The 23,566-nt window shown below is 68.7% G+C and carries 24 protein-coding genes and 1 tRNA gene; 17 read left to right on the top strand and 8 right to left on the bottom strand.

Going from position 1 to position 23,566, the window contains the following annotated elements:
• Positions 1 to 448: 448 nt before the first annotated feature.
• The 4 genes from yihA to ubiG all read right to left on the bottom strand — a co-directional run bounded on the left by yihA (position 449) and on the right by ubiG (position 4,639).
• Positions 449 to 1,099 carry a ribosome biogenesis GTP-binding protein YihA/YsxC gene (yihA, locus tag ACK4S2_RS03955; protein ID WP_409620535.1) on the bottom strand — a complete coding sequence of 217 codons (651 nt, stop codon included), beginning with the start codon at positions 1,097 to 1,099 and terminating at the stop codon, positions 449 to 451.
• Positions 1,096 to 1,845, bottom strand: coding sequence for an MOSC domain-containing protein (locus ACK4S2_RS03950; RefSeq protein WP_409620533.1), 750 nt, complete (start codon positions 1,843 to 1,845; stop codon positions 1,096 to 1,098). Before ACK4S2_RS03950 ends, yihA begins: the two co-directional genes overlap by 4 nt.
• Positions 1,842 to 3,710, bottom strand: a complete 1,869-nt coding sequence (gene yidC, locus ACK4S2_RS03945) for a membrane protein insertase YidC (protein WP_409620532.1) — start codon at positions 3,708 to 3,710, stop codon at positions 1,842 to 1,844. The genes ACK4S2_RS03950 and yidC overlap by 4 nt, the downstream gene beginning before the upstream one ends.
• A gap of 188 nt (positions 3,711 to 3,898) precedes the next feature.
• On the bottom strand, positions 3,899 to 4,639 hold the full coding sequence (gene ubiG, locus ACK4S2_RS03940; protein WP_409620530.1) for a bifunctional 2-polyprenyl-6-hydroxyphenol methylase/3-demethylubiquinol 3-O-methyltransferase UbiG: 741 nt from the start codon (positions 4,637 to 4,639) through the stop codon (positions 3,899 to 3,901).
• Positions 4,640 to 4,701: 62 nt separating this feature from the next.
• Between ubiG and pip the strand changes: the two genes are divergently transcribed.
• Positions 4,702 to 5,667 (top strand): prolyl aminopeptidase, encoded by a 966-nt coding sequence (gene pip, locus ACK4S2_RS03935; RefSeq protein WP_409620528.1) that lies wholly within the window; start codon positions 4,702 to 4,704, stop codon positions 5,665 to 5,667.
• 12 nt (positions 5,668 to 5,679) lie between these two features.
• The gene (locus ACK4S2_RS03930) at positions 5,680 to 6,372 is read left to right on the top strand and encodes a nitroreductase family protein (RefSeq protein ID WP_409620526.1); all 693 of its coding nucleotides are present in this window, start codon (positions 5,680 to 5,682) and stop codon (positions 6,370 to 6,372) included.
• Between the two features lie 7 nt (positions 6,373 to 6,379).
• On the opposite strand, the gene ACK4S2_RS03925 is transcribed toward ACK4S2_RS03930, so the two are convergent.
• The 4 genes from ACK4S2_RS03925 to pdxH all read right to left on the bottom strand — a co-directional run bounded on the left by ACK4S2_RS03925 (position 6,380) and on the right by pdxH (position 8,266).
• A tRNA-Pro gene (locus ACK4S2_RS03925) sits at positions 6,380 to 6,456 on the bottom strand.
• A gap of 40 nt (positions 6,457 to 6,496) precedes the next feature.
• Positions 6,497 to 6,970 (bottom strand): DUF192 domain-containing protein, encoded by a 474-nt coding sequence (locus ACK4S2_RS03920; RefSeq protein WP_409620524.1) that lies wholly within the window; start codon positions 6,968 to 6,970, stop codon positions 6,497 to 6,499.
• Positions 6,970 to 7,509, bottom strand: coding sequence for a cold-shock protein (locus ACK4S2_RS03915; protein ID WP_409620522.1), 540 nt, complete (start codon positions 7,507 to 7,509; stop codon positions 6,970 to 6,972). Before ACK4S2_RS03915 ends, ACK4S2_RS03920 begins: the two co-directional genes overlap by 1 nt.
• Positions 7,510 to 7,663: 154 nt before the next feature.
• Positions 7,664 to 8,266 (bottom strand): pyridoxamine 5'-phosphate oxidase, encoded by a 603-nt coding sequence (pdxH, locus tag ACK4S2_RS03910; protein WP_409620520.1) that lies wholly within the window; start codon positions 8,264 to 8,266, stop codon positions 7,664 to 7,666.
• A gap of 94 nt (positions 8,267 to 8,360) precedes the next feature.
• Here pdxH and fabI point away from each other — a divergent pair, with 94 nt between their 5' ends.
• From fabI to idi, 15 genes are all read left to right on the top strand, one after another.
• Complete coding sequence (gene fabI / locus ACK4S2_RS03905; protein WP_409620518.1) at positions 8,361 to 9,185, top strand: enoyl-ACP reductase FabI; 825 nt, start codon at positions 8,361 to 8,363, stop codon at positions 9,183 to 9,185.
• Positions 9,186 to 9,275: 90 nt separating this feature from the next.
• Entirely contained in the window at positions 9,276 to 9,794 is a 519-nt protein-coding gene (gene gpt, locus ACK4S2_RS03900; protein WP_409620516.1) for a xanthine phosphoribosyltransferase, read from the top strand.
• A 133-nt stretch (positions 9,795 to 9,927) separates the two neighbouring features.
• Entirely contained in the window at positions 9,928 to 10,947 is a 1,020-nt protein-coding gene (locus tag ACK4S2_RS03895; RefSeq protein WP_409620514.1) for a PotD/PotF family extracellular solute-binding protein, read from the top strand.
• A gap of 55 nt (positions 10,948 to 11,002) precedes the next feature.
• Entirely contained in the window at positions 11,003 to 11,827 is an 825-nt protein-coding gene (locus ACK4S2_RS03890) for an ABC transporter permease (RefSeq protein WP_409620512.1), read from the top strand.
• 1 nt (position 11,828) lies between these two features.
• Positions 11,829 to 12,617: an ABC transporter permease gene (locus ACK4S2_RS03885; RefSeq protein WP_409620510.1), complete on the top strand. Its 789-nt coding sequence runs from the start codon at positions 11,829 to 11,831 to the stop codon at positions 12,615 to 12,617.
• A 4-nt stretch (positions 12,618 to 12,621) separates the two neighbouring features.
• Entirely contained in the window at positions 12,622 to 13,668 is a 1,047-nt protein-coding gene (locus tag ACK4S2_RS03880) for an ABC transporter ATP-binding protein (RefSeq protein WP_409620508.1), read from the top strand.
• Positions 13,665 to 14,987: an amidohydrolase family protein gene (locus ACK4S2_RS03875; RefSeq protein ID WP_409620506.1), complete on the top strand. Its 1,323-nt coding sequence runs from the start codon at positions 13,665 to 13,667 to the stop codon at positions 14,985 to 14,987. Before ACK4S2_RS03880 ends, ACK4S2_RS03875 begins: the two co-directional genes overlap by 4 nt.
• A gap of 68 nt (positions 14,988 to 15,055) precedes the next feature.
• On the top strand, positions 15,056 to 16,573 hold the full coding sequence (gene gpmI / locus ACK4S2_RS03870) for a 2,3-bisphosphoglycerate-independent phosphoglycerate mutase (RefSeq protein ID WP_409620504.1): 1,518 nt from the start codon (positions 15,056 to 15,058) through the stop codon (positions 16,571 to 16,573).
• Positions 16,570 to 17,697, top strand: a complete 1,128-nt coding sequence (locus ACK4S2_RS03865; protein WP_409620502.1) for a murein hydrolase activator EnvC family protein — start codon at positions 16,570 to 16,572, stop codon at positions 17,695 to 17,697. Before gpmI ends, ACK4S2_RS03865 begins: the two co-directional genes overlap by 4 nt.
• A 6-nt stretch (positions 17,698 to 17,703) precedes the next feature.
• On the top strand, positions 17,704 to 19,035 hold the full coding sequence (locus tag ACK4S2_RS03860; protein ID WP_409620500.1) for a S41 family peptidase: 1,332 nt from the start codon (positions 17,704 to 17,706) through the stop codon (positions 19,033 to 19,035).
• Complete coding sequence (locus ACK4S2_RS03855; RefSeq protein ID WP_409620498.1) at positions 19,032 to 19,508, top strand: RNA pyrophosphohydrolase; 477 nt, start codon at positions 19,032 to 19,034, stop codon at positions 19,506 to 19,508. Before ACK4S2_RS03860 ends, ACK4S2_RS03855 begins: the two co-directional genes overlap by 4 nt.
• 129 nt (positions 19,509 to 19,637) lie before the next feature.
• The gene (gene chlG / locus ACK4S2_RS03850) at positions 19,638 to 20,549 is read left to right on the top strand and encodes a chlorophyll synthase ChlG (protein ID WP_409620496.1); all 912 of its coding nucleotides are present in this window, start codon (positions 19,638 to 19,640) and stop codon (positions 20,547 to 20,549) included.
• Positions 20,549 to 21,826 (top strand): BCD family MFS transporter, encoded by a 1,278-nt coding sequence (locus tag ACK4S2_RS03845; RefSeq protein WP_409620494.1) that lies wholly within the window; start codon positions 20,549 to 20,551, stop codon positions 21,824 to 21,826. Before chlG ends, ACK4S2_RS03845 begins: the two co-directional genes overlap by 1 nt.
• A gap of 2 nt (positions 21,827 to 21,828) precedes the next feature.
• Positions 21,829 to 23,010 carry a geranylgeranyl diphosphate reductase gene (locus ACK4S2_RS03840; RefSeq protein ID WP_409620492.1) on the top strand — a complete coding sequence of 394 codons (1,182 nt, stop codon included), beginning with the start codon at positions 21,829 to 21,831 and terminating at the stop codon, positions 23,008 to 23,010.
• Positions 23,007 to 23,558, top strand: a complete 552-nt coding sequence (gene idi / locus ACK4S2_RS03835) for an isopentenyl-diphosphate Delta-isomerase (protein WP_409620490.1) — start codon at positions 23,007 to 23,009, stop codon at positions 23,556 to 23,558. The genes ACK4S2_RS03840 and idi overlap by 4 nt, the downstream gene beginning before the upstream one ends.
• The last annotated feature ends 8 nt before the right edge of the window (positions 23,559 to 23,566 follow it).

Below are 23,566 nucleotides of genomic sequence, written 5' to 3'. Positions count from 1 at the left end.
CCCGCGCCCGCGCCCCCGCGCCCCGCCCCCGCCCCCCCCCCCCCCCCCCCCCCCCCCCCCCCCCCCGCCCCCCCCCCCCCCCCCGCTCGCCAAGGCCCCCCCCGCGCCCGCCGCAGCCCACCCCAGACAGCAAACGGCCCACCGCCCCTTCACCTTGCCCCAAATATCCCGGGGGTGAATGGGCCAGAGGCCCAGAGGGGGCAGCGCCCCCTCCTGCTCGCCAAGGCCCCCCCGCGCCCGCCGCAGCCCACCCCAGACAGCAAACGGCCCACCGCCCCCTTCACCTTGCCCCAAATATCCCGGGGGTGAACGGGCCGCAGGCCCAGAGGGGGCAGCGCCCCCTCCCTTGCGTCGAACGCAGGGGCAAATCCTTTACAAATCGTGAAAACGCGCCGCCAAGCCCTTGATATCGCTCACACGGCTTGCTGTCCCTCGCAGGGACAGGGGCTCAGACCAGCCCGGCGATGATGGCGCGCAGCGTCTCCAGCCCCTCGCCTTTCTCGGAACTGGTCACCACGATCTCGGGGTAGGCCGCCGGGTGCTTCTTCAAGGCGCCCTGCACCTGGGCGATGTTGGCCTCGCGGGTGGCCCGGTTCACCTTGTCGGCCTTGGTCATCACCACCTGAAAGGTCACCGCCGCCCGGTCCAGCATGGTCAGGATCTCCTCGTCCACCGCCTTGATCCCGTGCCGGGTGTCGATCAGCACGAAGGCCCGCCGCAGCGTGGCGCGCCCTTGCAGGTATTGCTTCAGCAGCGCCTGCCACTTCGCCACCACCGCCACCGGCGCCTCGGCATAGCCATAGCCCGGCAGGTCCACCAGATAGCGCTCCGGCCCCAGCGCGAAGAAGTTGATCTCCTGCGTCCGCCCCGGCGTGTTCGAGGCGCGGGCCAGGTTCTTGCGCCCGGTCAGCGCGTTGATGAGGCTCGACTTGCCCACGTTCGACCGCCCGGCAAAGCAGATCTCCACCCGGTCGCCCTCGGGCAGCCCCGACATGGCGACCACCCCCTTCACGAAATCGACCGGCCCGGCGAACAACAGCCGCCCCGCCTCGCGCGCGGCTTCGTCGGGTTCGGGTGCCACGGTGAAAGCCAGCGTCATGTCCGCACCTCATCCCCCAGAGTCACCACCCCGTCCGTGACCACCTCGGCATAGACGCCGAAATCGGTGTGCCCCCAGCCCGCTTCCAGCGCGGCCAGCGTATCGGCATCGACCCGCCCCGTCGCCGGGTTCACGGTGGTCGCCCGGCAGCGCCCGATCCGCTCGCGCAGCCGCAGCCGCACCGGGCCCACCGAAATCTCGCGCCCGACCTGGTCGAACTCCTCCCAGGGGGCCCAACCCTCGACCCAGAGGTTGCCGCGAAAGCGGTGCGGCGAAAGCTCCACCCCCATCCGCTGCGACAGCACCCGCAAGGACGCCAGCGACAGCAGCGATACCGAAGGCCGGGGGCTGTCGGTCAGCGCCTGCGCCGCGGTTACCATCCGCACGGGCGCCGCCCGGCCCGGCGGCGTCAAGGGGCGCAACCAGTCCACCGCCGCCGCCATGCCGGCCGCGTCGCCGAACACGAAGGCCGTCTCGCCCAGGTCGGGATGCCGCAGCACCAGCCGGCCCGTGCCCTCGTCCAGCCGGCATTCCAGGGCCATCAACCCCGGCGCCCTGGCTGCGCGCGCGAAATTCGCGCAAGCGCTCCACCCGCTGCCCGGTTCCAGCCGCGCCGCCTCGTGCGCCACGGCCCAGACCCGATCCCACGGCATGGCATGCCCTGCGCAAAGGCGAACGGACGCGAGTTCCTCGCGTCCGTGGCCCTTCAGCGGATGCCGGCAGATCAGCGCCAGCCGCGCCGTCATTTCTTCTTGCTCTTGTCGGCCACCGGCGCCGGCGGCCTGCGCTTGAGACCCGACTTGATGTTGCCGAAGATGTCCGGCTTGTGCCCGTGGCTGCGCATGATCGCGTATTGCTGGACGAAAGTGATGATGTTGTTGGTGATCCAGTAGATCACGAGGCCGCTGGCGAACCCGCCGAGGATGAACATGAACACCCAGGGCATCCAGGCAAAGATCTGCGCCTGCACCGGGTCGGCCGGCGCCGGGTTCAGTTTTTGCTGCAACCACATCGAGATGCCCAGCAGGATCGGCAGGATGCCGATGAAGATCAGCGCCAGCAGGCTGCCATGCGCCGGCGGCGCCCAGGGCAGCAGGCCGAACAGGTTGAACACCGATGTCGGGTCGGGCATCGACAGATCCCGGAACACGCCAAAGAACGGGGCGTGCCGCAGCTCGATGGTGACGAAGATCACCTTGTAGAGCGAAAAAAAGATCGGAATCTGGATCAGGATCGGCAGGCACCCGGCGGCCGGGTTCACCTTCTTGTCCCGATAGAGCTTCATCATCTCCATCTGCATCTTCTGGCGGTCGTCGCCCACGCGCTCCTTCAGCGCCTCCATCTCGGGCTGCAACTCCTTCATCCGCGCCATGCTGACGTAGGACTTGTAGGCCAGCGGCAGCACCAGCGCCTTGAGGATGAAGGTCAGCGCGATGATGGCCCAGCCCATGTTGCCGATCACGGCATGCAGCCAGTGCAGCAACGCGAAGATCGGCTTGGTGAGAAAGAAGAACCAGCCCCAGTCGATCGCGTCGATGAAGCCGGGCACCGGCACCACGGCCGGGTCGACCGTGGCCCCGAACAGCCGCGCGACAAAGCCGGGCGCGTTCTCGTAGTTGCGGATCGTCGCCCATTCCTTGGCACCGGCGAACAGGCGGCTTTCCACCTGCACCGTCTCGCCCGGCGCCACGGAAACCGGGGCCATGCGCGCCTCGGCCTGGAACACGTCGCGGGCGGGGAAGTATTTCTGCACGGCGGCAAAGGGCTGACCCGCCTGCGGAATCAGCGTGGTCATCCAGTATTTGTCGCCAAAGCCCAGCCAGCCGTTCGCCGCCACGTCGACCGAGACCATCGGCACCCCTTCGGTCGGCGAAACCGGCTCCTCCTTCAGATCCTTGTATTTCGTCTCGCGCAGGATCCCGTCGGCCATCTGGATCGTGCCTTCATGGCTGATGAAGAAGTTCTCCAGATCGGGCGGCACCCCGTGCCGCGCCACCAGCCCGTAGGGCGCCATCCGTTCCGTCTCGGTGCCCGCGTTGGTCACCGACTGGGTGACGGTGAACATGTAGTCGGCATCGACCGCGATCTTGCGGCGGAAGGTCAGGCCCTTGCCGTTGTCCCAGACCAGCACCACGGGTGCGCCGGGGGCCAGCACCTCGCCGCTTTCCACCGCCCAGGGCGTGTTCGGGCCGGGCACGTCCTCTTGCGCCAGCGCGCCGCCGGGCGCCCAGCCGAACATCGCGTAATAGGCATTCGCCCCGCCCATCGGGCGCAGCAGGCGCACGATGTCGGAACCGGGCTCGATGGTCTGGCGGTAATCCTTCAGCGACAGGTCGTCCAGCCGGCCGCCGGTCAGCGCGACAGAGCCCACCAGCCGCGGCGTGTCTACCTTCAGCCGGGCCGATTCGGGCGCCGGCTCGGCCGAACCGGGCGCCGCCGCCGCGGCCTCGCCCCCCGCCACCGCGGGAGGGGCCGTGCCTTCGACCTGGGCCGCAACCGGCGCGTTCGGGTCCACCACCGGCTCGGGCGGCGGGAACAGCACGAACCAGACGAGGATCACGAGAAAGCTCAGAGCCGTCGCGAGAATGAGGTTCTTGTTCTGATCGTCCATGATCGGGGGGCCACCTGCGTTTCGGGTCACGGGCGTTCAACAGAACGGGGGGGGAAAGGTCAAGCGGAATTGGTGCCCCCCCCGCCACGCGCCCCCTTCGGCCGCCGCTTTCACCTTGCCGAAATATCCCGCGGGGGTGCGGGGGTGCGAAACCCCCGCGGCGCCCGGCGTGCCGTCCGGGCGCGCGCTCAGCGCCGCAGGCTGGCGGTGACGTAGTTCACCGACAGGTCGCGCTCCGACAGGCTCCAGGACCAGGACAGCGGGTTGAACACCATGCCCTTGCGGTCCACCGGGTCGAGGCCCGCGCGCCGGATCAGGTCGTAAAGCTCGTCGGGGGTGATGAACTTGCGCCAGTCGTGGGTGCCCCTGGGCAACCAGCGCATCACGTGTTCGGCCCCCACGATCGCCATCAGCCAGCTTTTCGGGTTGCGGTTCAGCGTCGAGCAGATCATCAGCCCGCCGGGCTTCAACAAGTCGTGACAGGCGGTCAGATAGGCCAGCGGGTCGGCCACATGCTCGACCACCTCCATGTTCAGCACCACGTCGAACCGTTCGCCGGCGGCGGCCAGATCCTCGGCCGTGGTGTGGCGATAGTCGATGGTCAGCCCCGACTGTTCAGCGTGAATGCGCGCGACCGGGATGTTGCGCGCGGCCGCATCGGCGCCCACGACCTCGGCCCCGAGCCGCGCCATCGGTTCCGACAACAGCCCCCCGCCGCAGCCGATGTCGAGCAGCCGCAGCCCGGCAAAGGGCCGCTCGCCCCCCGGGTCGCGCCCGAACTCGGCCGCGATCTGGGTGCAGATGTAATCCAGCCGGCAGGGATTGAGCATGTGCAGCGGCTTGAACTTGCCCGCCGGATCCCACCACTCGGCGGCCATCGCCTCGAACTTGGCGACCTCGGCGGGGTCCACGGTATTCACGGTGCTCATGCGATCCTCCTTGCGGGCTGGCGTTCGACGGGGCAGGCTTGCGGTGCTATATAAGGCAAACCATGGACAGGACAGCCGGACACAGGCGCGCAGTCGATTATCTTTATCCGCCGGTCGAACCTTTCGACCAGCGCGTGATCGACATGGGCGACGGCCACCGGATTTACGTCGAGCAATGCGGCAACCCCGAAGGCCGGCCGGTGGTGGTGGTGCACGGCGGGCCGGGCGGCGGGTGCAGCCCGGCGATGCGGCGCTATTTCGACCCGCGCGCTTTTCGCATCGTGCTGTTCGACCAGCGCGGCTGCGGGCGGTCGCGGCCGCATGCCTCGGTCGCCAACAACACCACCTGGCACCTGGTCGACGACATGGAGGCGATCCGCACCGCGCTGGGAATCGGGTCGTGGGCGCTGTTCGGGGGCAGCTGGGGCGCCACGCTGGCGCTGATCTATGCCATCACCCATCCGGCCCGCGTCTCGCATCTGGTGCTGCGCGGCGTATTCCTGATGACGAAGGGCGAACTCGACTGGTTCTATGGCGGCGGCGCGGGGGCCTTCTTCCCCGAGGAATGGCGCCGCTTTTCGCATGCCGTGCCCGAATCCGAGCGCGAAGACCTGATCGGCGCCTATCACCGCCGGCTGTTTTCGGGCGACATGTCGCAGGAAATGCACTTTGCGCGGCTGTGGTCGGGGTGGGAAAACGCCCTCGCCTCGATCGGAACCGAAGGCATGGGCGTGGACAGCCCCGGCGATTATTCCCGCGCCTTTGCCCGGCTGGAAAACCACTATTTCCGCAACGCAGGGTTTCTGGCGCAGGACGGCTGGATCCTTTCCAGCCTGCCGCGCATCGCGCATCTGTCGGCCACCATCGTGCAAGGCCGCTACGACATGATCTGCCCGCCGGCCGCCGCCTTTCGCCTGTCGGAACGGTGGGAAAGGGCCGAATTGCGCATGGTTCCGATGGCAGGCCACGCCCTGTCGGAACCGGGGATCACCGCCGAACTTGTCCGCGCCACCGACGCGCTGCGCTGAAAGGAAGGCCGGATGGCGCCCGAAGCCCCCCCGCACTACCGCCCGCTGCCCTTGCCCGACCGGGTGCGCCTGCCCGACGACGCCGCCCTGGCCGCCGCCGAGGCGTTTCGCGCCAGCATGGCGCGGCGCCATTCGGTGCGCGATTTCCTGCCCGACCCGGTGCCGCGCGCCATTCTGGAATCCTGCATCGCCGCGGCGGGGCTGGCGCCTTCGGGCGCGAATCAGCAGCCCTGGCACTTTGCGCTGATCGGCAACCCCGCGATGAAGGCGCAGATCCGCGCCGCCGCCGAGGCGGAGGAGCGCGCCTTTTACGCCGGCGGCGCCGGCGACGAATGGCTGGCCGCGCTGGAACCGATCGGCACCGGCGCCGACAAGCCGCACCTGACCCTGGCGCCCTGGCTGATCGTGGTGTTCGCGCAGCGCTGGGGCCAGACGGCCGAGGGCGCGCGCCGCAAGCATTACTACGTGCCCGAAAGCGTCGGCATCGCCACCGGCATGCTCATCACCGCGCTGCACCAGGCGGGCCTCGTGTGCCTGACCCACACCCCGAACCCGATGAAGTTCCTCAATGCGCTCTGCGGCCGCCCCGAGGCCGAAAAGCCGGTGATGATCCTGCCCGTCGGCCACCCGGCCCCCGACGCCACCGTGCCCGAGGTGGCCAAGCGGAAAAAGCCGCTGGCGCAGATTCTGTCGGTGTTCGAATAGGGTGGAATGGTCGGGGCGGCGGGATTCGAACTCGCGACCTACGGTACCCAAAACCGTCGCGCTACCAGACTGCGCTACGCCCCGACTGCGGCCTGCTTAGCCGACCTGACGGCGGATGAAAAGGTCACTCGCAGGGCCAGGCGGCGGGGCCTTGGGCAAAGGCCGGGTGGCGCATCACCGTGCCGGGCCCGATCCCCAGCCGCCGCGCCAGACCGCCGTTGATTTCCAGCACGCCCAGCACGCCGTCGCCGCCGTCGATCGGGGTTTCGTCGTGCGGGATCGCGTTCTCGTGCACGCGCTGCACCGTGCCGGTGGCATCGGCAAAGATCATGTCCAGCGGAATCAGCGTGTTCTTCATCCAGAACACCGCGCGTCCCGGACGGTCATAGACGAACAGCATGCCCGCCGAACTGCGCATGCGTTCCACGAACATCAGCCCGCGCGACCGCGTCGCGTCGGTATCGGCCACCTGCACGCTGAAACGCGCCACCCCGCGCGGTCCCTTCAGCTCGACCACATCCGGCGCGCAGGCGGCCTGCGCCGCCCCCGTCCAGGCCAGCGCCAGGGCCGCCAGCGCCGCCAGCACCCGGCGCCGCATCAGGCCGACCTGCGCAAGGCGGCTTCCCAGGACAGCACCTGCACCGCCATGCGCCCGCGCTTGCCTTCGACGATGCGCAGGCCCACCGCCTCGCCGGCCTGAAGGTCGGCAAAGCCCGACTGGCGCAACACCTCGACATGCACGAAGACGTCTTCGGCCAGCCCGAAGACATTGGCAAAGCCGAATCCCTTGGCCTTGTCGAACCATTTGACCCGCGCCGGCTGGATCGGCATTTCGGCAATCGTGCTGATCTGTTCCGGCGTCAGATCCTCGGTCAACGCTGCGCCTGCGCCTTCCGGCGGGCGGATCGCCATGATTTCCACCGCCTGCGCCCCGCGCGCAGTCTTTTGCACATACACATCGATACCCGCGCCATCGGCCACCGACCCCTGGCCGAAGTTGCGCAGCACATTGGCATGCAGCAAGATGTCCGGGCCGCCGGAATCGGCCACGATGAAGCCGAAACCCTTGACCGGGTCAAACCACTTCACGCGGCCCTGAATCCTGATGCGATCCAGCGCCTTGTCTTCTTCTTGCATATCCGAGCCTTTTCCCCAGCTTCAGCTCACCGCGCAGTTTTGCGCCGAGTAGCCGGAGGATTCAAGGGCATTCCCGCAGGCCCTGGCGCCCCGATTTTCACGAAGCGCGAAATTACCAATCTCTGACAATGCCTTGGGCCAGACAGACGCTGCGTCAGGGGTTCAGGCGCTGCACCTGCCAGGGCTGATCGGGGGCGGCGCGGCGCCAGCAGAAACGGTCGTGCAGGCGAAAGGCGCCGTCGGCCCAGAACTCGATTTCCACCGGCGCGATGCGGAACCCGCCCCAGAACGGCGGGCGCGGCGGGTTGGGGCCCTTGGTCACGCCCAGTTTCGCCACTTCGGCCATCAGCGCCGCGCGGCTGTCCAGCGGCCGGCTCTGGCGGCTGGCCCAGGCGCCCAGCCGCGATTGCAGGCTGCGGCTGGCGAAATAGGCGTCGGCCTGGGGCCCTTCCTCGCGCGTGACGGTGCCGCGCACCCGCACCTGGCGGCGCAAGGACTTCCAGTGCATGACGAAGGCCGCCTTGCCGGTGGCCGTAATCTCCTGCCCCTTGGCGCTGGTGTAGTTGGTGTAAAAGACGAAGGCCGCGTCCTCGATCTCTTTCAGCAGCACCATGCGCACGTTGGGCAGGCCTTCGGCATCCACCGTCGCCAGCGCGATGGCGTTGGGGTCGTTCGGTTCGGTCGCCTCGGCCTCGGCCAGCCAGCGGCGCGCGATGACAAAGGGGTCGTCCCCGGCAAAGATGCCCGTGCGGTCCATGTCTCGGTTTCCTTCTTCCCAGCGGCCTTGATGCGGCGTTTCCGATGGCCTAAACCCGTCGGAACCCGACAACAAGGTGGGCGAGGGACAGGCAATGTCAAACGGACTGATGCAGGGCAAGCGCGGGCTCATCATGGGGCTGGCCAACGACAAGTCCATCGCCTGGGGCATCGCGAGGGCGCTGGCCGACCAGGGCGCGACAATGGCGTTTTCCTATCAGGGCGAGGCGCTGAAAAAGCGGGTCGAACCGCTGGCGGCCTCGATCGGCACCCCGTTGCTTTACGAATGCGACGTGGCCAACGAAGACAGTCTCGATGCGCTGTTCGCCGGGCTCAAGGCCGAATGGGGCACGCTGGATTTCGTCGTCCACGCCATCGGCTTTTCCGACAAGAACGAATTGCGCGGCCGCTACGTCGATACCAGCCGGGCCAACTTCCTGATGTCGATGGACATTTCGGTCTATTCCTTCACCGCCGTCTGCCAGCGCGCCGCCGCGATGATGCCCTCTGGCGGCAGCCTGCTGACGCTGACCTATTACGGTGCCGAAAAGGTCATGCCGCATTACAACGTCATGGGCCTGTGCAAGGCGGCGCTGGAAGCGAGCGTGAAATACATCGCCGAGGATCTGGGCAAGGACGGCATCCGCGTCAACGCCATCTCTGCCGGCCCGATCAAGACGCTCGCCGCCTCCGGCATCGGCGATTTCCGCTACATCATGAAGTGGAACGAGCTCAACAGCCCCCTGCGCCGCAACGTCACGCAGGAGGAGGTGGGCAAGGCCGCGCTCTACCTGCTGTCGGACCTCGGCTCGGGCACCACGGGGGAAAACCTGCATGTCGATGCGGGCTACCATGTCGTGGGCATGAAGGCGGTGGACGCCCCCGACATCGACGCGGTGACGGGCCGCAACAAGGAATGAAGCCCCGCGCCTGCCCTTCACCTTGACCCAAATATCCCGGGGGTCCGGGGGCTGGCCCCCGGCCCTGCGCCAGCCACAGGAGCCGCCGCCATGACCGACCGCCTGCCGCACGAAAAGGGCTTTCACGTTTCCTGGGACCAGATCCACCGCGATGCCCGCGCGCTTGCCTGGCGGCTGCAAGGGCACGGGCCAGACAACGGCGTGTGGAAGGCGGTGGTGGCCATCACCCGCGGCGGCCTCGTGCCGGCGATGATCGTCAGCCGCGAGCTGGACATCCGCGTGGTCGACACGATCTCGGTCAAGTCCTACCATTCCGGCGGCGGCGCAGCCGACCAGCGCCGCGAGGCGGTGGTGACGAAAAGCCCGCAAGCCGACCTGATGGGCGACGGCACCGGCATCCTGATCGTCGATGACCTCGTGGACAGCGGCAAGACGCTGGAACTGGTGCGCCGGCTGTATCCCGGGGCGCATTTCGCCACCGTCTATGCCAAGCCCAGCGGCAAGCCGCAGGTGGACACCTACATCACCGAGGTCAGCCAGGACACCTGGATCTTCTTTCCCTGGGACATGGCGCTGCAATACGTTCAGCCGATCCGCGGCAAGGACTGAGGCGGAAACGGGCAAACGCCGAACCGCGCCGCACCGGCCGCCCGATGGCGTCTTGCCCTTGGCGGCGAACGGTGCCTAACCTTGCGCCGACGGCCGCGGTTGCAGACGGCCGCCCTGACAGCGAGGTTTTTTCATGCGCCGCACCTTCCTGACCGTGACCACCGCCCTGGCCCTGGCCTTGCCGGGTGTCGCCGGGGCCAAGACCCTGACGATTTCCTGGTGGGGGTTCAACGGCGACAAGCTGGACCAGTTCATCGTCAAGCCGTTCCAGGAAAAATGCGGCTGCGAACTGGTGTTCGAGACCGGCAACAACGCCGACCGTCTGAACAAGGTGAAAATCCGCGACGGCAAGGGCGTGGACGTGATCTACCTGACCGACAGCTTCAGCCAGATCGGCGTGGACGAAGGGCTGTTCCAGAAGATCGACCCGGCAAAGATCCCCAACCTGGCCGGCCTGCACGACATCGCCCGCGATCCGCAAGGCGGCTACGGCCCAGCCTATACGGTGGGCCGCATCGGCATCGTCTACGACGGCGCCAAGGTGCAGCCGATCACCTCCTGGGGCGACCTGTGGCGCGAGGATCTGAAGGCTTCGGTCTCGCTGCCCGGCATCACCACGACGGCCGGCCCGATGGTGGTGGTGATCGCCGGCGAAAAGGCCGGGACCGATGCCTATGCCGATGCAGGCCCCGCCTTTGAGCAGATCGCGGCGCTGAAGGGCAATGTGGTGAAGAACTACAACACCGGGTCCGAGATGATCAACCTGTTCTCGACCGGCGAGGTAACCGTGTCGCTGACCCAGGACTTCACGTTGGGGCGGCTGCGCGACGCGGTGCCGACCATCGAATGGGCGCAGCTGGTCGATGGCGACATCGCGGTGCTGAACACGGTGAACATCCCCAAGGGCGCCGCGAACGTGGACCTTGCGCACGAGTTCATCAACTTCATCCTCGACCCCGCGCTGCAAAAGGTGCTGGCCGAGAATGGCGTGGATGCCCCGGTCGCCAAGGCGGTGGAACTGTCGCCCGAGGCGGCCAAGGGCTGGACCTATGGCGAGGCGATGATCAACAGCCTCCAGCGGATGGACTACGCCAGGATGAACGCGGCGAAGTCCGCCTGGGTCGATCGCTGGAACGAAATCTTCGGCATGTAAGCCGACCTGCCCGCGCGGGTCGCATCCCGCGCGGGCGCATGCCGAAGGATCTGCCATGCGCCGCCTGACCGGATGGATGCTGAGCCTGCCCGCGCTGATGCTGGTGGTGGCCTGTCTGATCCTGCCGGTGGGGGCGACCATCCTTGCGACCTTTGCCGAGCCCGCCGGCCCGCTGGCCCCCTATGCGGCGTTCTTCAACTCGGGCTTCCGGCGCACGGTGCTGTGGCGCACGCTGGAGATTGCCGCCATCACCACGCTGGTGTCGCTGTTCGTCGGGTTCCTGACCGCCTTTGTCGTGTCGCGCGCCCCGCCGCGCTGGCGCAGCATCCTGATCGTCGCGGCGGTGTTTCCGCTGCTGACCGGGGTAGTGGTGCGGTCCTTTGCCTGGTTGATCGTGCTGGGCAAGAACGGGATTCTGAATAGCTTTCTGCTGTGGATCGGGGTCGTGGATGCGCCGTTGAGCATGCTTTACACTCAAGGCGCGGTCATCGTGGCGATGGTCTATCTGTTCGTCCCGCTGATGATCCTGACGCTGGTGGGGGTGCTGGAGGGCATCCCCGACGATCTGCTGCAGGCGGCTGCATCCCTTGGCGCGACGCCTGCCGCCACCTTCCGGCAGGTGGTGTTCCCGCTGGCGGTGCCGGGGCTGATCGTGGGCGCGGTGCTGGTGTTTACCGGCAGCTTCACCGCCTATGCCACGCCGCAACTGCTGGGGGGCGAACGGCAGATGGTCATGGGCACGCTGTTGCACCAGCGCGCGATGGTGGCGTTCGACTGGGCGGGGGCATCGACCGTGGCGGCGATCATGGTGGTGGTCACCATCCTTGTCGTGCTGGGCATGACGCGCGTGGCCCGGCGGCTGAACCCGATGGCGACCTGAGATGAAAAGCCCCGTTCCCCTGCCGCTGATCGCCTTTGCCGTGCTGGTCTACCTGTTCCTGATGGGGCCGCTGGTGATCGTGTTCGGCGCCGCGCTGTCGGACACCAGTTACCTGACCTTTCCGCCCAGGGGGCTGACGCTGCACTGGTTCTGGCAGATCTGGGAAATCGGCGCGTTCCGGCGCACCATCGTCACCAGCCTGCAAATCGCCTTCCTCGCCACGGCGCTGGCGCTGTTGATCGGGATTCCGGCGGCCTATGCGCTGAACCGATACCGCATCCAGTTGCCGGGCTGGCTGTCCACGCTGTTCGTGCTGCCGGTGCTGGTGCCGGAAATCGTGCTGGGCTTTTCGCTGCTGCGCTCGGTGGCGGTGGGGTCGGACCTGCCGATCTTTGCCGTGCTGCTGATGGGGCACACGCTGATCGTGCTGCCTTATTGCGTGCGGGTGGTGTCGGCCTCGCTGGCCAGCTTCGACTTTGCCATCGAGGAGGCGGCGGTGTCGCTGGGCTCGCCGCCGGTCAAGACCTTTTTCACCATCGTGCTGCCCAACATCCGCGCCGGCGTGATCGCGGCCTTCATCCTGGCGTTCATCACCTCGGTCAACGATGTGTCGGTGTCGCTGTTCCTGACCGGCCCGGGCGTTTCCACCCTGCCGATCCAGATCCTGGCCCATGTCGAACAGTTCTTCGACCCTGTCGTTGCCTCCGTGTCCGTGCTGCTGATGCTGCTGACCGTGGCGGTGATGGCGGTGGTGGAACGCACGCTGGGCCTGACCTTCCTGGCGAAATGACCCCATGACCCAAGCCCTGATCCTGCAGAACCTGACCGCGCATTACGGCACCACCAGGGTGCTGGACGACCTGTCGCTGACCGTGCCGGCGGGCGAGCTTGTGTCGCTGCTGGGGGCATCCGGCTGCGGCAAGACCACGACCCTGCGGCTGGTCGCGGGGTTTCTGGAGCCGACCGCGGGCACCATCACCCTTGGCGGCAAGGACCTGACCCGCCTGCCCGCGCACAAGCGCGACATCGGGCTGGTGTTTCAAAGCTATGCGCTGTTTCCCCACCTGACGGTGGCGGAAAACGTGGCCTTCGGGCTGAAGCAGCGCGGGGTGGCGGCGCCCGACCGCAGCGCACGCATCGCTGCCATGCTGGCACGGGTGGGGCTCGACCATCTGGCCGACCGCCTGCCCGGTGCGCTGTCGGGCGGCCAGCGGCAGCGCGTGGCGCTGGCCCGCGCGCTGGTGATCGAGCCGCCCTTGCTGATGTTCGACGAGCCGTTGTCGAACCTCGATGCCCGGCTGCGGCTGGAAATGCGGGCCGAGATTCGCACCCTGCAACGCGCCAACGGCACGACCAGCGTGTTCGTGACCCACGACCAGGAGGAGGCGTTTTCCATCTCGGACCGCGTGGCGATCATGCATGCGGGGCGGATCATGCAGTTCGACACCCCGGAAACCCTGTATCAGCGGCCGGCGAATGCCTTTGTCGCCCGGTTCGTCGGGTTCGAAAACCTGATGCCGCTGACGGTGACGGCGCGCGACGGCGCGCGGGTGACGGCGGGGGACAAGGGCGTTTCGCTGGTGCTGAACCAGGACGATTTCGGCGCCATCCCCGACCGCTTTACCCTGGCCAGCCGTCCCGAAGGGCTGGTGCTGGCCGATGCAGGGATTCCGGCAAGGCTGGGCCTGCGCACCTATCTGGGCCGCGCCTACCAGTATGCCTGCGACACGCCGCTGGGGCCGATGCTGGCCACCGGGCCGCTGACCAGCCCCCGGGAGCCGGGGCAGGCCGTGCATCTGGCCCCCGAACCGTCGCAGTGCTGCATCCTGCCGCCCGAATGAGCGTGCTGTTCGCCAACGCGCTGATCCTGCCCTGCACGCCGGACATGCCGGTGATCGACCGCGGCTGGCTGCGGGTGGAAGGCGACCGGATCGCGGCCCTGGGCGCAGGCGACCCGCCCGATGCCGCCGGCGCCCTCGACCTGGGCGGCGATGTGCTGATGCCCGGCATGGTCAACCCGCACAGCCACCTGGCCATGTCGCTGTTCCGGGGCCTGGGCGAGGATGTGGACGACCGGCTTTACCGCTATATCCTGCCGCTGGAACGCGCGTTCGTCTCGCCGCAGATGGTGCGCGCGGGCACGGCCCTGTCGGCGCTGGAGCTGATCCGCGGCGGGGTGACCTGCGTGGCCGACATGTATTATTTCGAAACCGTGGTGGCCGAGGTGCTGGATGCCGCCGGGCTGCGCGCCGTGGTGGGGCAGACGCTGGCCGACTTCGGCCCCCCCGACCACCGCGATTTCGACGAAGGCTTCGACCGGGTGGCCGAACTGGTGGACCGCTGGCAGGGGCACCCGCGCATCACGCCCTCGATCGCGCCGCATGCGCCCTATTCCACCGGGATCGCGGTGATGGAACGGGTGGCGGCCTGGGCCGAGGCGCACCCGGACCTGCCGGTGCAGATGCACCTTGCCGAAACCGGGCCGGAAAAAGACTGGGCGGCGGCGCTTGGCCTGACCCCGGTGCAGGCGGTGGCGCGGGCCGGCCTGCTGCGGCGCGGGCTGGTGGCCGCGCATGCCCTGCACGTGACGGCGGCGGATATCGCGCTGATGGCCGACGCCGGCGTGGGCGTGGCGCACAACGCGCGCGCCAACGGCAAGGGCGGGCGCGGCATCGCCCCGGTCACCGCGATGCGCGCCGCCGGCGTTCCGGTCGGCATTGCCACCGACGGCCCGATGAGCGGCAACACGCTGGACCTGTTTTCGCAATTCGCCCCGGTGTCGATGTTCCAGAAGCTTGCCGGCGGCTCGCGCAAGCCGATGCCGGCGGTCGAGGTGATCCGCATGGCCACGCTGGAAGGCGCGCGGGTGCTGGGGCTGGACCGGCGTATCGGCTCGCTGGAGCCGGGCAAGCAGGCCGACCTGATCCGGGTTTCGCTGGCCGCCCCTCGGCTGCACCCCGTTTACGACATCTACGCCACCCTGGTCTTTGCCGCGATGGCCCCCGACGTGACCGATGCGATGGTGGCCGGCCGCTGGCTGATGCGGGACGGCGTGGTGCAGACGATGGACCCGACGCAGGCGCTGGCCGATGCCGGCCAGGTGGCGGCGCAGTTTCGCGGGCGGATGGCGGCAATCGACCGCGCCTTGCGCGTGGGCTGAGGCACCCGCCGGGGCTGGCCCCGCGCCGGCTTCCCGGCTAGAACGGCGCCACATCACGGAGCCCGCCCATGCCGCACCGCAAACCTGTCGTCCTTTGCATCCTCGATGGCTGGGGCCTGTCGGACGACACCGCCGCCAATGCCCCGCACCTGGCCCATACGCCGGCCTTCGATGCCGCCTGGCGCGACTGTCCCCATGCAACGCTGGTCACCCACGGCCCCGATGCCGGCCTGCCCCGCGGGCAGATGGGCAATTCCGAGGTCGGCCACACCAACATCGGCGCCGGTCGCGTGGTGGCGATGGACCTGGGCCAGATCGATCTGGCGATCGAGGACGGCAGCTTTTTCGCCAACCCGGCGATTCTCGACTTCGTCGCGGCGATGCAGGCCACCGGCGGCACCGCGCATCTGATGGGGGTGGTGTCCGACGGCGGGGTGCATGGTCACCTGAACCACATCCTTGCCGCCGCACGGATGATCGCGGGCGCCGGGGTGCCGGTGGCGGTGCATGCCATCACCGACGGGCGCGACGTGGCGCCGGTGTCGGCCGCAGGCTATGTCGCCGCGCTGGAACAGGGCCTGCCGCCCGGGGCGCGCATCGCCACCGTCATCGGCCGCTACTGGGCGATGGACCGCGACAACCGCTGGGACCGGGTGCAGCGCGCCTATGACGCAATGGTGCGCGGGCAAGGCACCCCTGCCGCCACGGCCTCGGCGGCCGTCGCGGCCGCCCATGCCGCCGGCGAAACCGACGAATTCATCGCGCCCCACGTGATCGCGGGCCATGCCGGAATGCGCGACGGCGACGGGTTCTTTTGCCTCAATTTCCGTGCCGACCGGGCGCGCGAAATCCTGCTGGCGCTGGGGCAGCCGGGCTTTGCCGGGTTCGACATCGCCGGGCGGCCGCGGCTGACGCTGCTGGGCATGGTGGATTATTCCAGGGATCACGACGCCTTCATGACCACGGCCTACCCCAAGCAGGTGCTGGTCAACACGCTGGGCGAATGGGTGGCCCGCCACGGCCTGCGCCAGTTCCGGCTGGCCGAGACGGAAAAATACCCGCATGTCACCTTTTTCCTGAACGGCGGCAAGGAAACCCCCGAAACCGGCGAGGATCGGGCCATGCCGAAATCGCCCAAGGTGGCGACCTATGACCTGCAACCGGAAATGTCCTCGGCGGAAGTCACGGAAAAGTTCCTGTCGGCCATTGCCGAAGGTTACGACCTGATCGTTGTCAACTACGCCAACCCCGATATGGTGGGCCATACCGGCAGCCTGCCCGCCGCCATCGCCGCCTGCGAGGCGGTGGACCGCGGGCTGGCCCGGGCGATCCCGGCCGTGCTGGCCGCAGGGGGGGCGATGCTGCTGACGGCCGACCACGGCAACTGCGAAACCATGATCGATCCGGCAACAGGCGGACCGCACACGGCGCATACGCTCAATCCCGTGCCGGTCATCCTGATCGGCGGCCCGCCGGGGGTGCGGCTGCGCAACGGGCGGCTGGCAGATGTGGCGCCCACGCTGCTGGCGCTGATGGGGCTGCCGCAACCGCCCGAGATGACCGGGCAAAGCCTGATCGTGGCATGACGCGGGGCGGGGCGGTTCTGGCGGCCTGCCTCGCGGCGGCGGTGGCGACACCGGCCGCCGCCCAGACCCCGGCCGAGGATGCGGCCGCAGCCAGCCGTGCCTTGCTGGCCGCCATCGAGGGGCTGGAGGCGGCGAAATCCGGCAAGGATCAGGTCGCGGCCCTGGGCGCCACCATCGCCGCCTACGAAAAGGGCCTGGCCACCCTGCGCGAGGCTTTGCGCCAGGCGTCGATCCGCGAAGCCGCCCTGCTGTTGCGGTTCGAGGCCAAGCGCGACCGCGTGGCCCGGCTGATCGGGGTATTGTCGGGCATGGGCACCGACCCGTCGCCGCTGCTTCTGCTGCACCCGTCGGGGCCGCTGGGCACGGCTCGGTCGGGCATGATGCTGGCCGAGGTGACCCCTGCCTTGCAGGCCGAGGTCGAAACCGTGCGCGCCGAATTGCAGGAGGTGGCCGACCTGCGCCGCCTGCAGGCCGCCGCCAGCGAAACGCTGCAACGCGGCCTGACGGCCGCGCAAGAGGCGCGCACCGCGCTGAGCCAGGCGATGGCCGCCCGGCAGGCGCTGCCGCGGCGCTTCATCTCGGACCCCGAGCGGTTGCGGCTGATGATCGAGGATGCCGACACGCTGGATGCGCTGGCCACCGGGCTTGCGCCCGACCTGGACGTGCAGGAAGGCATGGCGAACTTCACCAGCGCGATGGGGCGCCTGCCCCTGCCGGTGCTGGGCCAGGTGCTGCGCCGCGCGGGCGAGGCCGATGCCGCCGGCGTGGTGCGCCCCGGCCTGGTCATCGCCACCCGCCCGCAGGCGCTGGTCAGCGCGCCCTGGCCGGGCACCATCCGCTATCGCGGCCCGTTTCTGGACTACGGAAATGTGATGATCCTGGAACCCGGTCCGGGCTATCTACTGGTGCTCGCAGGGCTGGGAACCATGTTCGGCGAAGTGGGCGAGGTCGTGGGCGCAGGGGCGCCGCTGGGGCTGATGGGCGGGGCCGAAAGCCCGGCCGATCTGGTGCAGGACGCGCGCAACCCCACTGGCGCAAACGGTTCGGAAACGCTCTATATGGAACTCAGACAGGGCGGGCAGCCCGTGGACCCGGGCGACTGGTTCGCCGAGACGAAGGAATAGGACGCCATGAGGAAATACGTGATCGCCGCCATTGCGGGCACCGTGGCCGGGGCCGCCATCGCCACGCAGGTGGCCGGCCCGCTGATGGCGCAGGAAGCGGCGCGCAACGCCTCGGTCTATCAGCAGCTCGACCTGTTCGGCGACATCTTCGAACGCATCCGCGCCCAGTATGTCGAGGAGGTCGAGCCGGAAAAGCTGATCGAGGCCGCGATCAACGGCATGCTCACCTCGCTGGACCCGCATTCGTCCTACCTGCCGAAAAAGGATTTCGACGCGATGCAGGTGCAGACCCGCGGCGAATTCGGCGGCCTGGGCATCGAGGTCACGCAGGAAGACGGCTATGTCAAGGTCGTGACCCCGATGGACGATACCCCGGCCGCCGCGGCAGGCATCCAGCCGGGCGATTTCATCACCCATGTCAATGGCGAATCCGTGCTGGGCCTGACGCTGGACCAGGCGGTGGAAAAGATGCGCGGGCCGGTGGGGTCGGAAATCGTGATCACCGTGGTGCGGCAAGGCACCGCCGAACCCTTCGACGTGTCGATCATCCGCGACAAGATCAAGCTGACGGTGGCGCGCGCCCGGCTCGAAGGGTCCACCGCCGTGGTGCGGCTGACCACCTTCAACGATCAGACCTATCCGGGGCTGGAAGCCGGGCTGAAGAAGGTGTTCGAGGAGGCCGGCGGCGCCGACAAGGTGAATGGCGTGGTGCTGGACCTGCGCAACAACCCCGGCGGCCTGCTGACACAGGCGATCAAGGTGTCGGACGCCTTCCTGGAACAGGGCGAGATCGTTTCGACCCGCGGCCGCAAGCCGGGCGATGGCGAAAGGTTCAACGCCACGGCCGGGGATCTGACCGGGGGCAAACCGCTGGTGGTGCTGATCAACGGCGGATCGGCCTCGGCATCGGAAATCGTCGCCGGCGCCTTGCAGGACCATCGCCGGGCGATTGTGGTGGGCACGAAAAGCTTTGGCAAGGGATCGGTGCAATCGGTCATTCCGCTGCGCGGCGATGGCGCGATGCGGCTGACGACCTCGCGCTACTACACGCCGTCGGGCCGGTCGATCCAGTCGCTGGGCGTGCACCCGGATGTGCTGGTCGAACAGCCCCCCCGCGACCCGGCCGCCGACACCGCCGAGGCGCCCAAGCCCCGTGGCCGGTCCGAGGCCGAGTTGCGCGGCAGCCTGAAGAACGACTCGATGTCCGAGGACGAACGCCGCCTGCTGGAGGAAGAAGCCGCACGGGCCGAAGCCTCGGCCAAGCTGCGCAAGGATGACTATCAGCTGGCCTATGCCATCGACATCCTGCGCGGCCTGTCGGCGGTGGCCCGGCAATGACGGCAGACGACCTGCCCTATCGCCCGTGCGTGGGCGTGGTGCTGGTGAACGCGGCCGGCCTGATCTTTGCCGGCCAGCGGCGCGACAGCGACAGCCCGGCCTGGCAGATGCCGCAAGGCGGCATCGACAAGGGCGAAAGGCCCCGGGCCGCCGCCTTGCGCGAGCTGTGGGAAGAAACCGGTGTGACCGAAGACCTGGTCGCCTTTGTCGCCAAGACCGACGACTGGGTCACCTATGACCTGCCGCCCGAACTGCTGGGCAAGGTCTGGGGCGGCAGGTATCGCGGGCAAAAGCAGAAATGGTTCCTGTTCCGCTTTCTTGGCCGCGACGACCAGATCCGCATCGACACCGAGCATCCCGAGTTTTCCCGCTGGCGCTGGATCGGCGCCGACGAGATGGTTGAAACCATCGTGCCGTTCAAGCGGGCGGTCTATGAACAGGTGGTTGCCGCCTTTCGCCCGCATCTGGCCTGACCTTTGCTGCCAGCCCCGCCGCCGCACCCTGGCCGGGTGCTGCGGCGTTCTTTAGTGCGGCGATCTGCTGCGACTGTAAGTCATAATTTACACTTGCTCGACTCGATACTGTCTGCTTTGATTGACAGTATGACCGATAGCGCGCTTTCCCCCCCCGCCGAACCCCGCCGCCTGCCGCATCCGCGGGCGATGCTGGAACTCATCAAGCCGGTGACCTGGTTCCCGCCGATGTGGGCCTACCTGTGCGGCATCGTCTCGGTCGGGGCGGCGCCGCAAAGCTGGTGGCTGGTGGCCCTGGGCGTGGTGCTGGCCGGCCCGGTGGTCTGCGGCATGAGCCAGGCGGCGAACGACTGGTGCGACAGGCACGTGGATGCCATCAACGAACCTTACCGGCCCATTCCCTCGGGCCGCATTCCCGGGCGCTGGGGGCTGTGGATTGCGCTGGCCATGTCGGGGCTGTCGCTGGGCCTTGGCTGGCTGCTGGGGCCCTGGGGCTTTGGCGCCACGGTCGTGGGGGTGCTGGCGGCCTGGGCCTATTCGGTGGAACCGATCCGGCTCAAGCGGTCGGGCTGGTGGGGGCCGGGGCTGGTGGGACTGGCCTACGAGGGCCTGCCCTGGTTCACCGCCGCAGCCGTCACCCTGGGCACGGCGCCGCGGTTCGAAACCGTCGTGGTGCTGGTGCTTTATGCCCTGGGCGCGCATGGCATCATGACGATCAACGATTTCAAGGCGATCGAGGGCGACCGCCGCATGGGCTTGCGGTCGTTGCCGGTGGTGCACGGGCCGGTGCATGCGGCAACCATCGCCTGCACGGTGATGATGCTGGCGCAGTTGGTGGTCGTCAGCCTGCTGGTGATCTGGGGCAAGCCGCTGCATGCCGGCATCATCGCGCTGGGGCTGGTGGTGCAGCTGTGGGCGATGCGCCGCTGGGTGCGCGACCCGGCGCGGCTGGCGCCCTGGTTCAACGGCACCGGGGTCGGGCCCTATGTGCTGGGGATGATGGTGGCAGCACATGCGCTGTCGGGGCTGGAGCCGTTGTGATGCAGCTGAGCTGGGTCCAGATCGTTCGGCTTGGTCTGGTGCAGATGTGCCTGGGCGCCATCGTGGTGCTGATGACCTCGACGCTGAACCGGCTGATGGTGGTGGAGCTGGCCTTGCCGGCGATGGTGCCGGGGCTGCTGGTGGGGCTGCACTACGGCGTGCAGATCACCCGGCCGAACTGGGGGTTCCTGTCGGACCGCACCGGGCGGCGCAGCCGCTGGATTCTGGGCGGCATGGCGGTGCTGGCTGCGGGCGGGCTGATGGCTGCGGCCGCGCTGCCGCTGATCGAGGCGCAGCCCGTGGTCGGGCTTGGGGTCTCGGTGCTGGCCTATGGGCTGATCGGGTTGGGGGTCGGCGCCTCGGGCACGTCGCTGCTGGCGCTGCTGGCCACGGCCACGGCGCCCCGCCGCCGGGCGGCGGCGGCCACGATCACCTGGTTGATGATGATCTTCGGCATCGCCGTCACCGCCACCGTGGCGGGCCGGTTTCTGGACCCTTACAGCCACGCGCGGTTGCTGGAGGTGGTGGGCGTGATCGCCGCCGGTGCCGTGGCGCTGACCGCGCTGGCCATCGCCGGGATCGAGGCGCGGGTGCAGGCCCGCCCCGAGCCGGGCACCCTGCCGTTTCGCCAGGGCCTGGCCGAGATCTGGGCCGAGCCGCGCGCGCGGGCCTTTACCCTGTTCGTGTTCCTGTCGATGACGGCCTACTTCATGCAGGAACTGATCCTGGAACCTTACGCCGGCCTCGTCTTCGGCTTTACGCCGGGCCAGACCACCAGCCTGTCGGGCGCGCAGAACGGCGGGGTGTTTGCCGGCATGGTGCTGGTGGGCATCGCGGCCACGGGCCTGCGGCTGGGGTCGCTGCGCGGCTGGGTGATCGTGGGGTGCCTCGGGTCGGCGCTGGCGCTGGCCGGGGTGGCGCTGGCCGCGCCGCTGGGGCTGCCGCTGGTGCCGGTGGTGGTGGGTCTGGGGATGTTCAACGGCGTGTTCGCGGTCGCGGCCATCGGGTCGATGATGCAACTGGCCGGCGAAGGCCGCGCTGCCCGCGAAGGCACCCGGATGGGCCTGTGGGGCGCGGCGCAGGCGATTGCGGCCGGGTTCGGCGGGCTTCTGGGCGCCACGCTGGCCGATGCGCTGCGCAGCGTTTCGCCCGATGCCACCGCCTTCGGTGCAACCTTTCTGCTTGAAGCGGGCCTGTTCCTGCTGTCCGCCCTTGTCGCCGCCCGCGTGATCGGCGGGGCCCCTGCCCCGGCCGCGCGCCTCGTTCCAGGAGAATGACCATGCCTTATGACGTGTTCGTGGTCGGCGGCGGCCCTTCGGGGGCGACGGCGGCCGACGACCTGGCCCGCGCCGGGCATCGCGTGGCGCTGCTGGACCGCGCCGGCCGCATCAAGCCTTGCGGCGGCGCCATTCCGCCGCGGCTGATCGCCGATTTCGCCATCCCCGACGAACAGATCGTCGCGCGCATCAACACCGCGCGCATGATCTCGCCCACCGGGCGCGCCGTGGACATCGCCATCGAAAACGGCTTTGTCGGCATGGTGGACCGCGACCGCTTTGACGAATACCTGCGAGACCGCGCGGCCCGCCACGGCGCCGAACGGCTGACCGGCACCTTTCTGCGGGTCGAACGCGATGCCGCGGGCACCCACGTGGTCTGGCGCGACAAGGCCAGCGGCGAAGAGCGCCGCAGCACTGCCCGGGTGGTGATCGGCGCCGATGGCGCGCGGTCCAACGTGGCGCGGGCCGAGGTGCCGGGCGGCAGCACCATTCCCTATGTCATCGCCTACCACGAAATCATCGCCGCCCCCGCGGCCAATGCCAGCTACGACCCGAGCCGCTGCGACGTGGTCTATGACGGCCGCATCAGCCCGGATTTCTACGGCTGGGTCTTTCCGCACGGGGCCCATGCCAGCGTCGGGATGGGCACCGAGGTGGACGGCGTCGACCTGAAGCAGGCCACCGCCGCCTTGCGCGCCATGTCGGGGCTGACCGATTGCCAGACCATCCGCAAGGAAGGCGCGCCCATTCCGCTGCGCCCGCTCGACCGCTGGGACAACGGCCGCGACGTGGTGCTGGCCGGCGATGCCGCCGGGGTGGTGGCGCCTTCCAGCGGCGAAGGCATCTATTACGCGATGGTGGGCGGGCGCGTTGCCGCCACCGCAGCGCAGGCGATGCTGAAATCGGGCCGCGCGCGCGATCTGCAACTGGCGCGCAAGCTGTTCATGCGCGACCACAAGACCGTGTTCCGGGTGTTGCGATCGATGCAGGATGCCTATTACCGCAGCGACGAACGGCGCGAGCGTTTCGTCAGCCTCTGCCACGACATCGACGTGCAGCGCCTGACCTTCGAGGCCTACATGAACAAGAAGCTGGTCAAGGCCCGCCCGCTGGCGCATATCAAGATCGGGTTCAAGAACCTGACACATCTGCTGGGGCTCGTTTCGCCGGTGCACACATGACCGATACCCTGATCGCCGCCTGGCTGGATGGCGATATAGTCGCGCTCGACAAGCTCGAGGTGCACCGCCGCGGGCTGCGGCACCCGGCGGTGTCGGTCTTCGTGATGGACGGGCGGCGCACGCTGATCCAGCGTCGGGCGCTGACCAAGTATCACACGCCGGGGCTCTGGGCCAATTCCTGCTGCACCCACCCGCACTGGGGCGAAGACCCGCAGGTCTGCGCCACCCGCCGGCTGGACGAGGAACTGGGCATCGCCGGCCTGACCCTGACCCCCGCGGGCGAGGTGGAATACCGCGCCGATGTGGGCGGCGGGCTGATCGAACACGAGGTGGTGCAGATCTTTACCGCCCGGGCGCCGGCGGCCTTGCCGGTTCTGCCCAACCCCGACGAGGTGGCGGAAACCCGTTGGGTCGATCTTTACGACCTGGCGGCGGAAACGCGCCGCCACCCGGGGCGGTTCACGCCCTGGCTGCGCATCTACCTCGCGAACCACATGGAACGCATCTTTGCGCCGCACCTGGCGGACATGCACCTGTCGGTGCGCTGAGGGTCCGC

The sequence above is a fragment of the Gemmobacter sp. genome, from assembly GCF_046292685.1.
In the GTDB taxonomy this organism is placed as follows: Bacteria; Pseudomonadota; Alphaproteobacteria; order Rhodobacterales; family Rhodobacteraceae; genus Wagnerdoeblera.
Note: the sequence above shows the minus strand (reverse complement) of the source record. Positions and strands in the feature narration are given on the sequence as shown.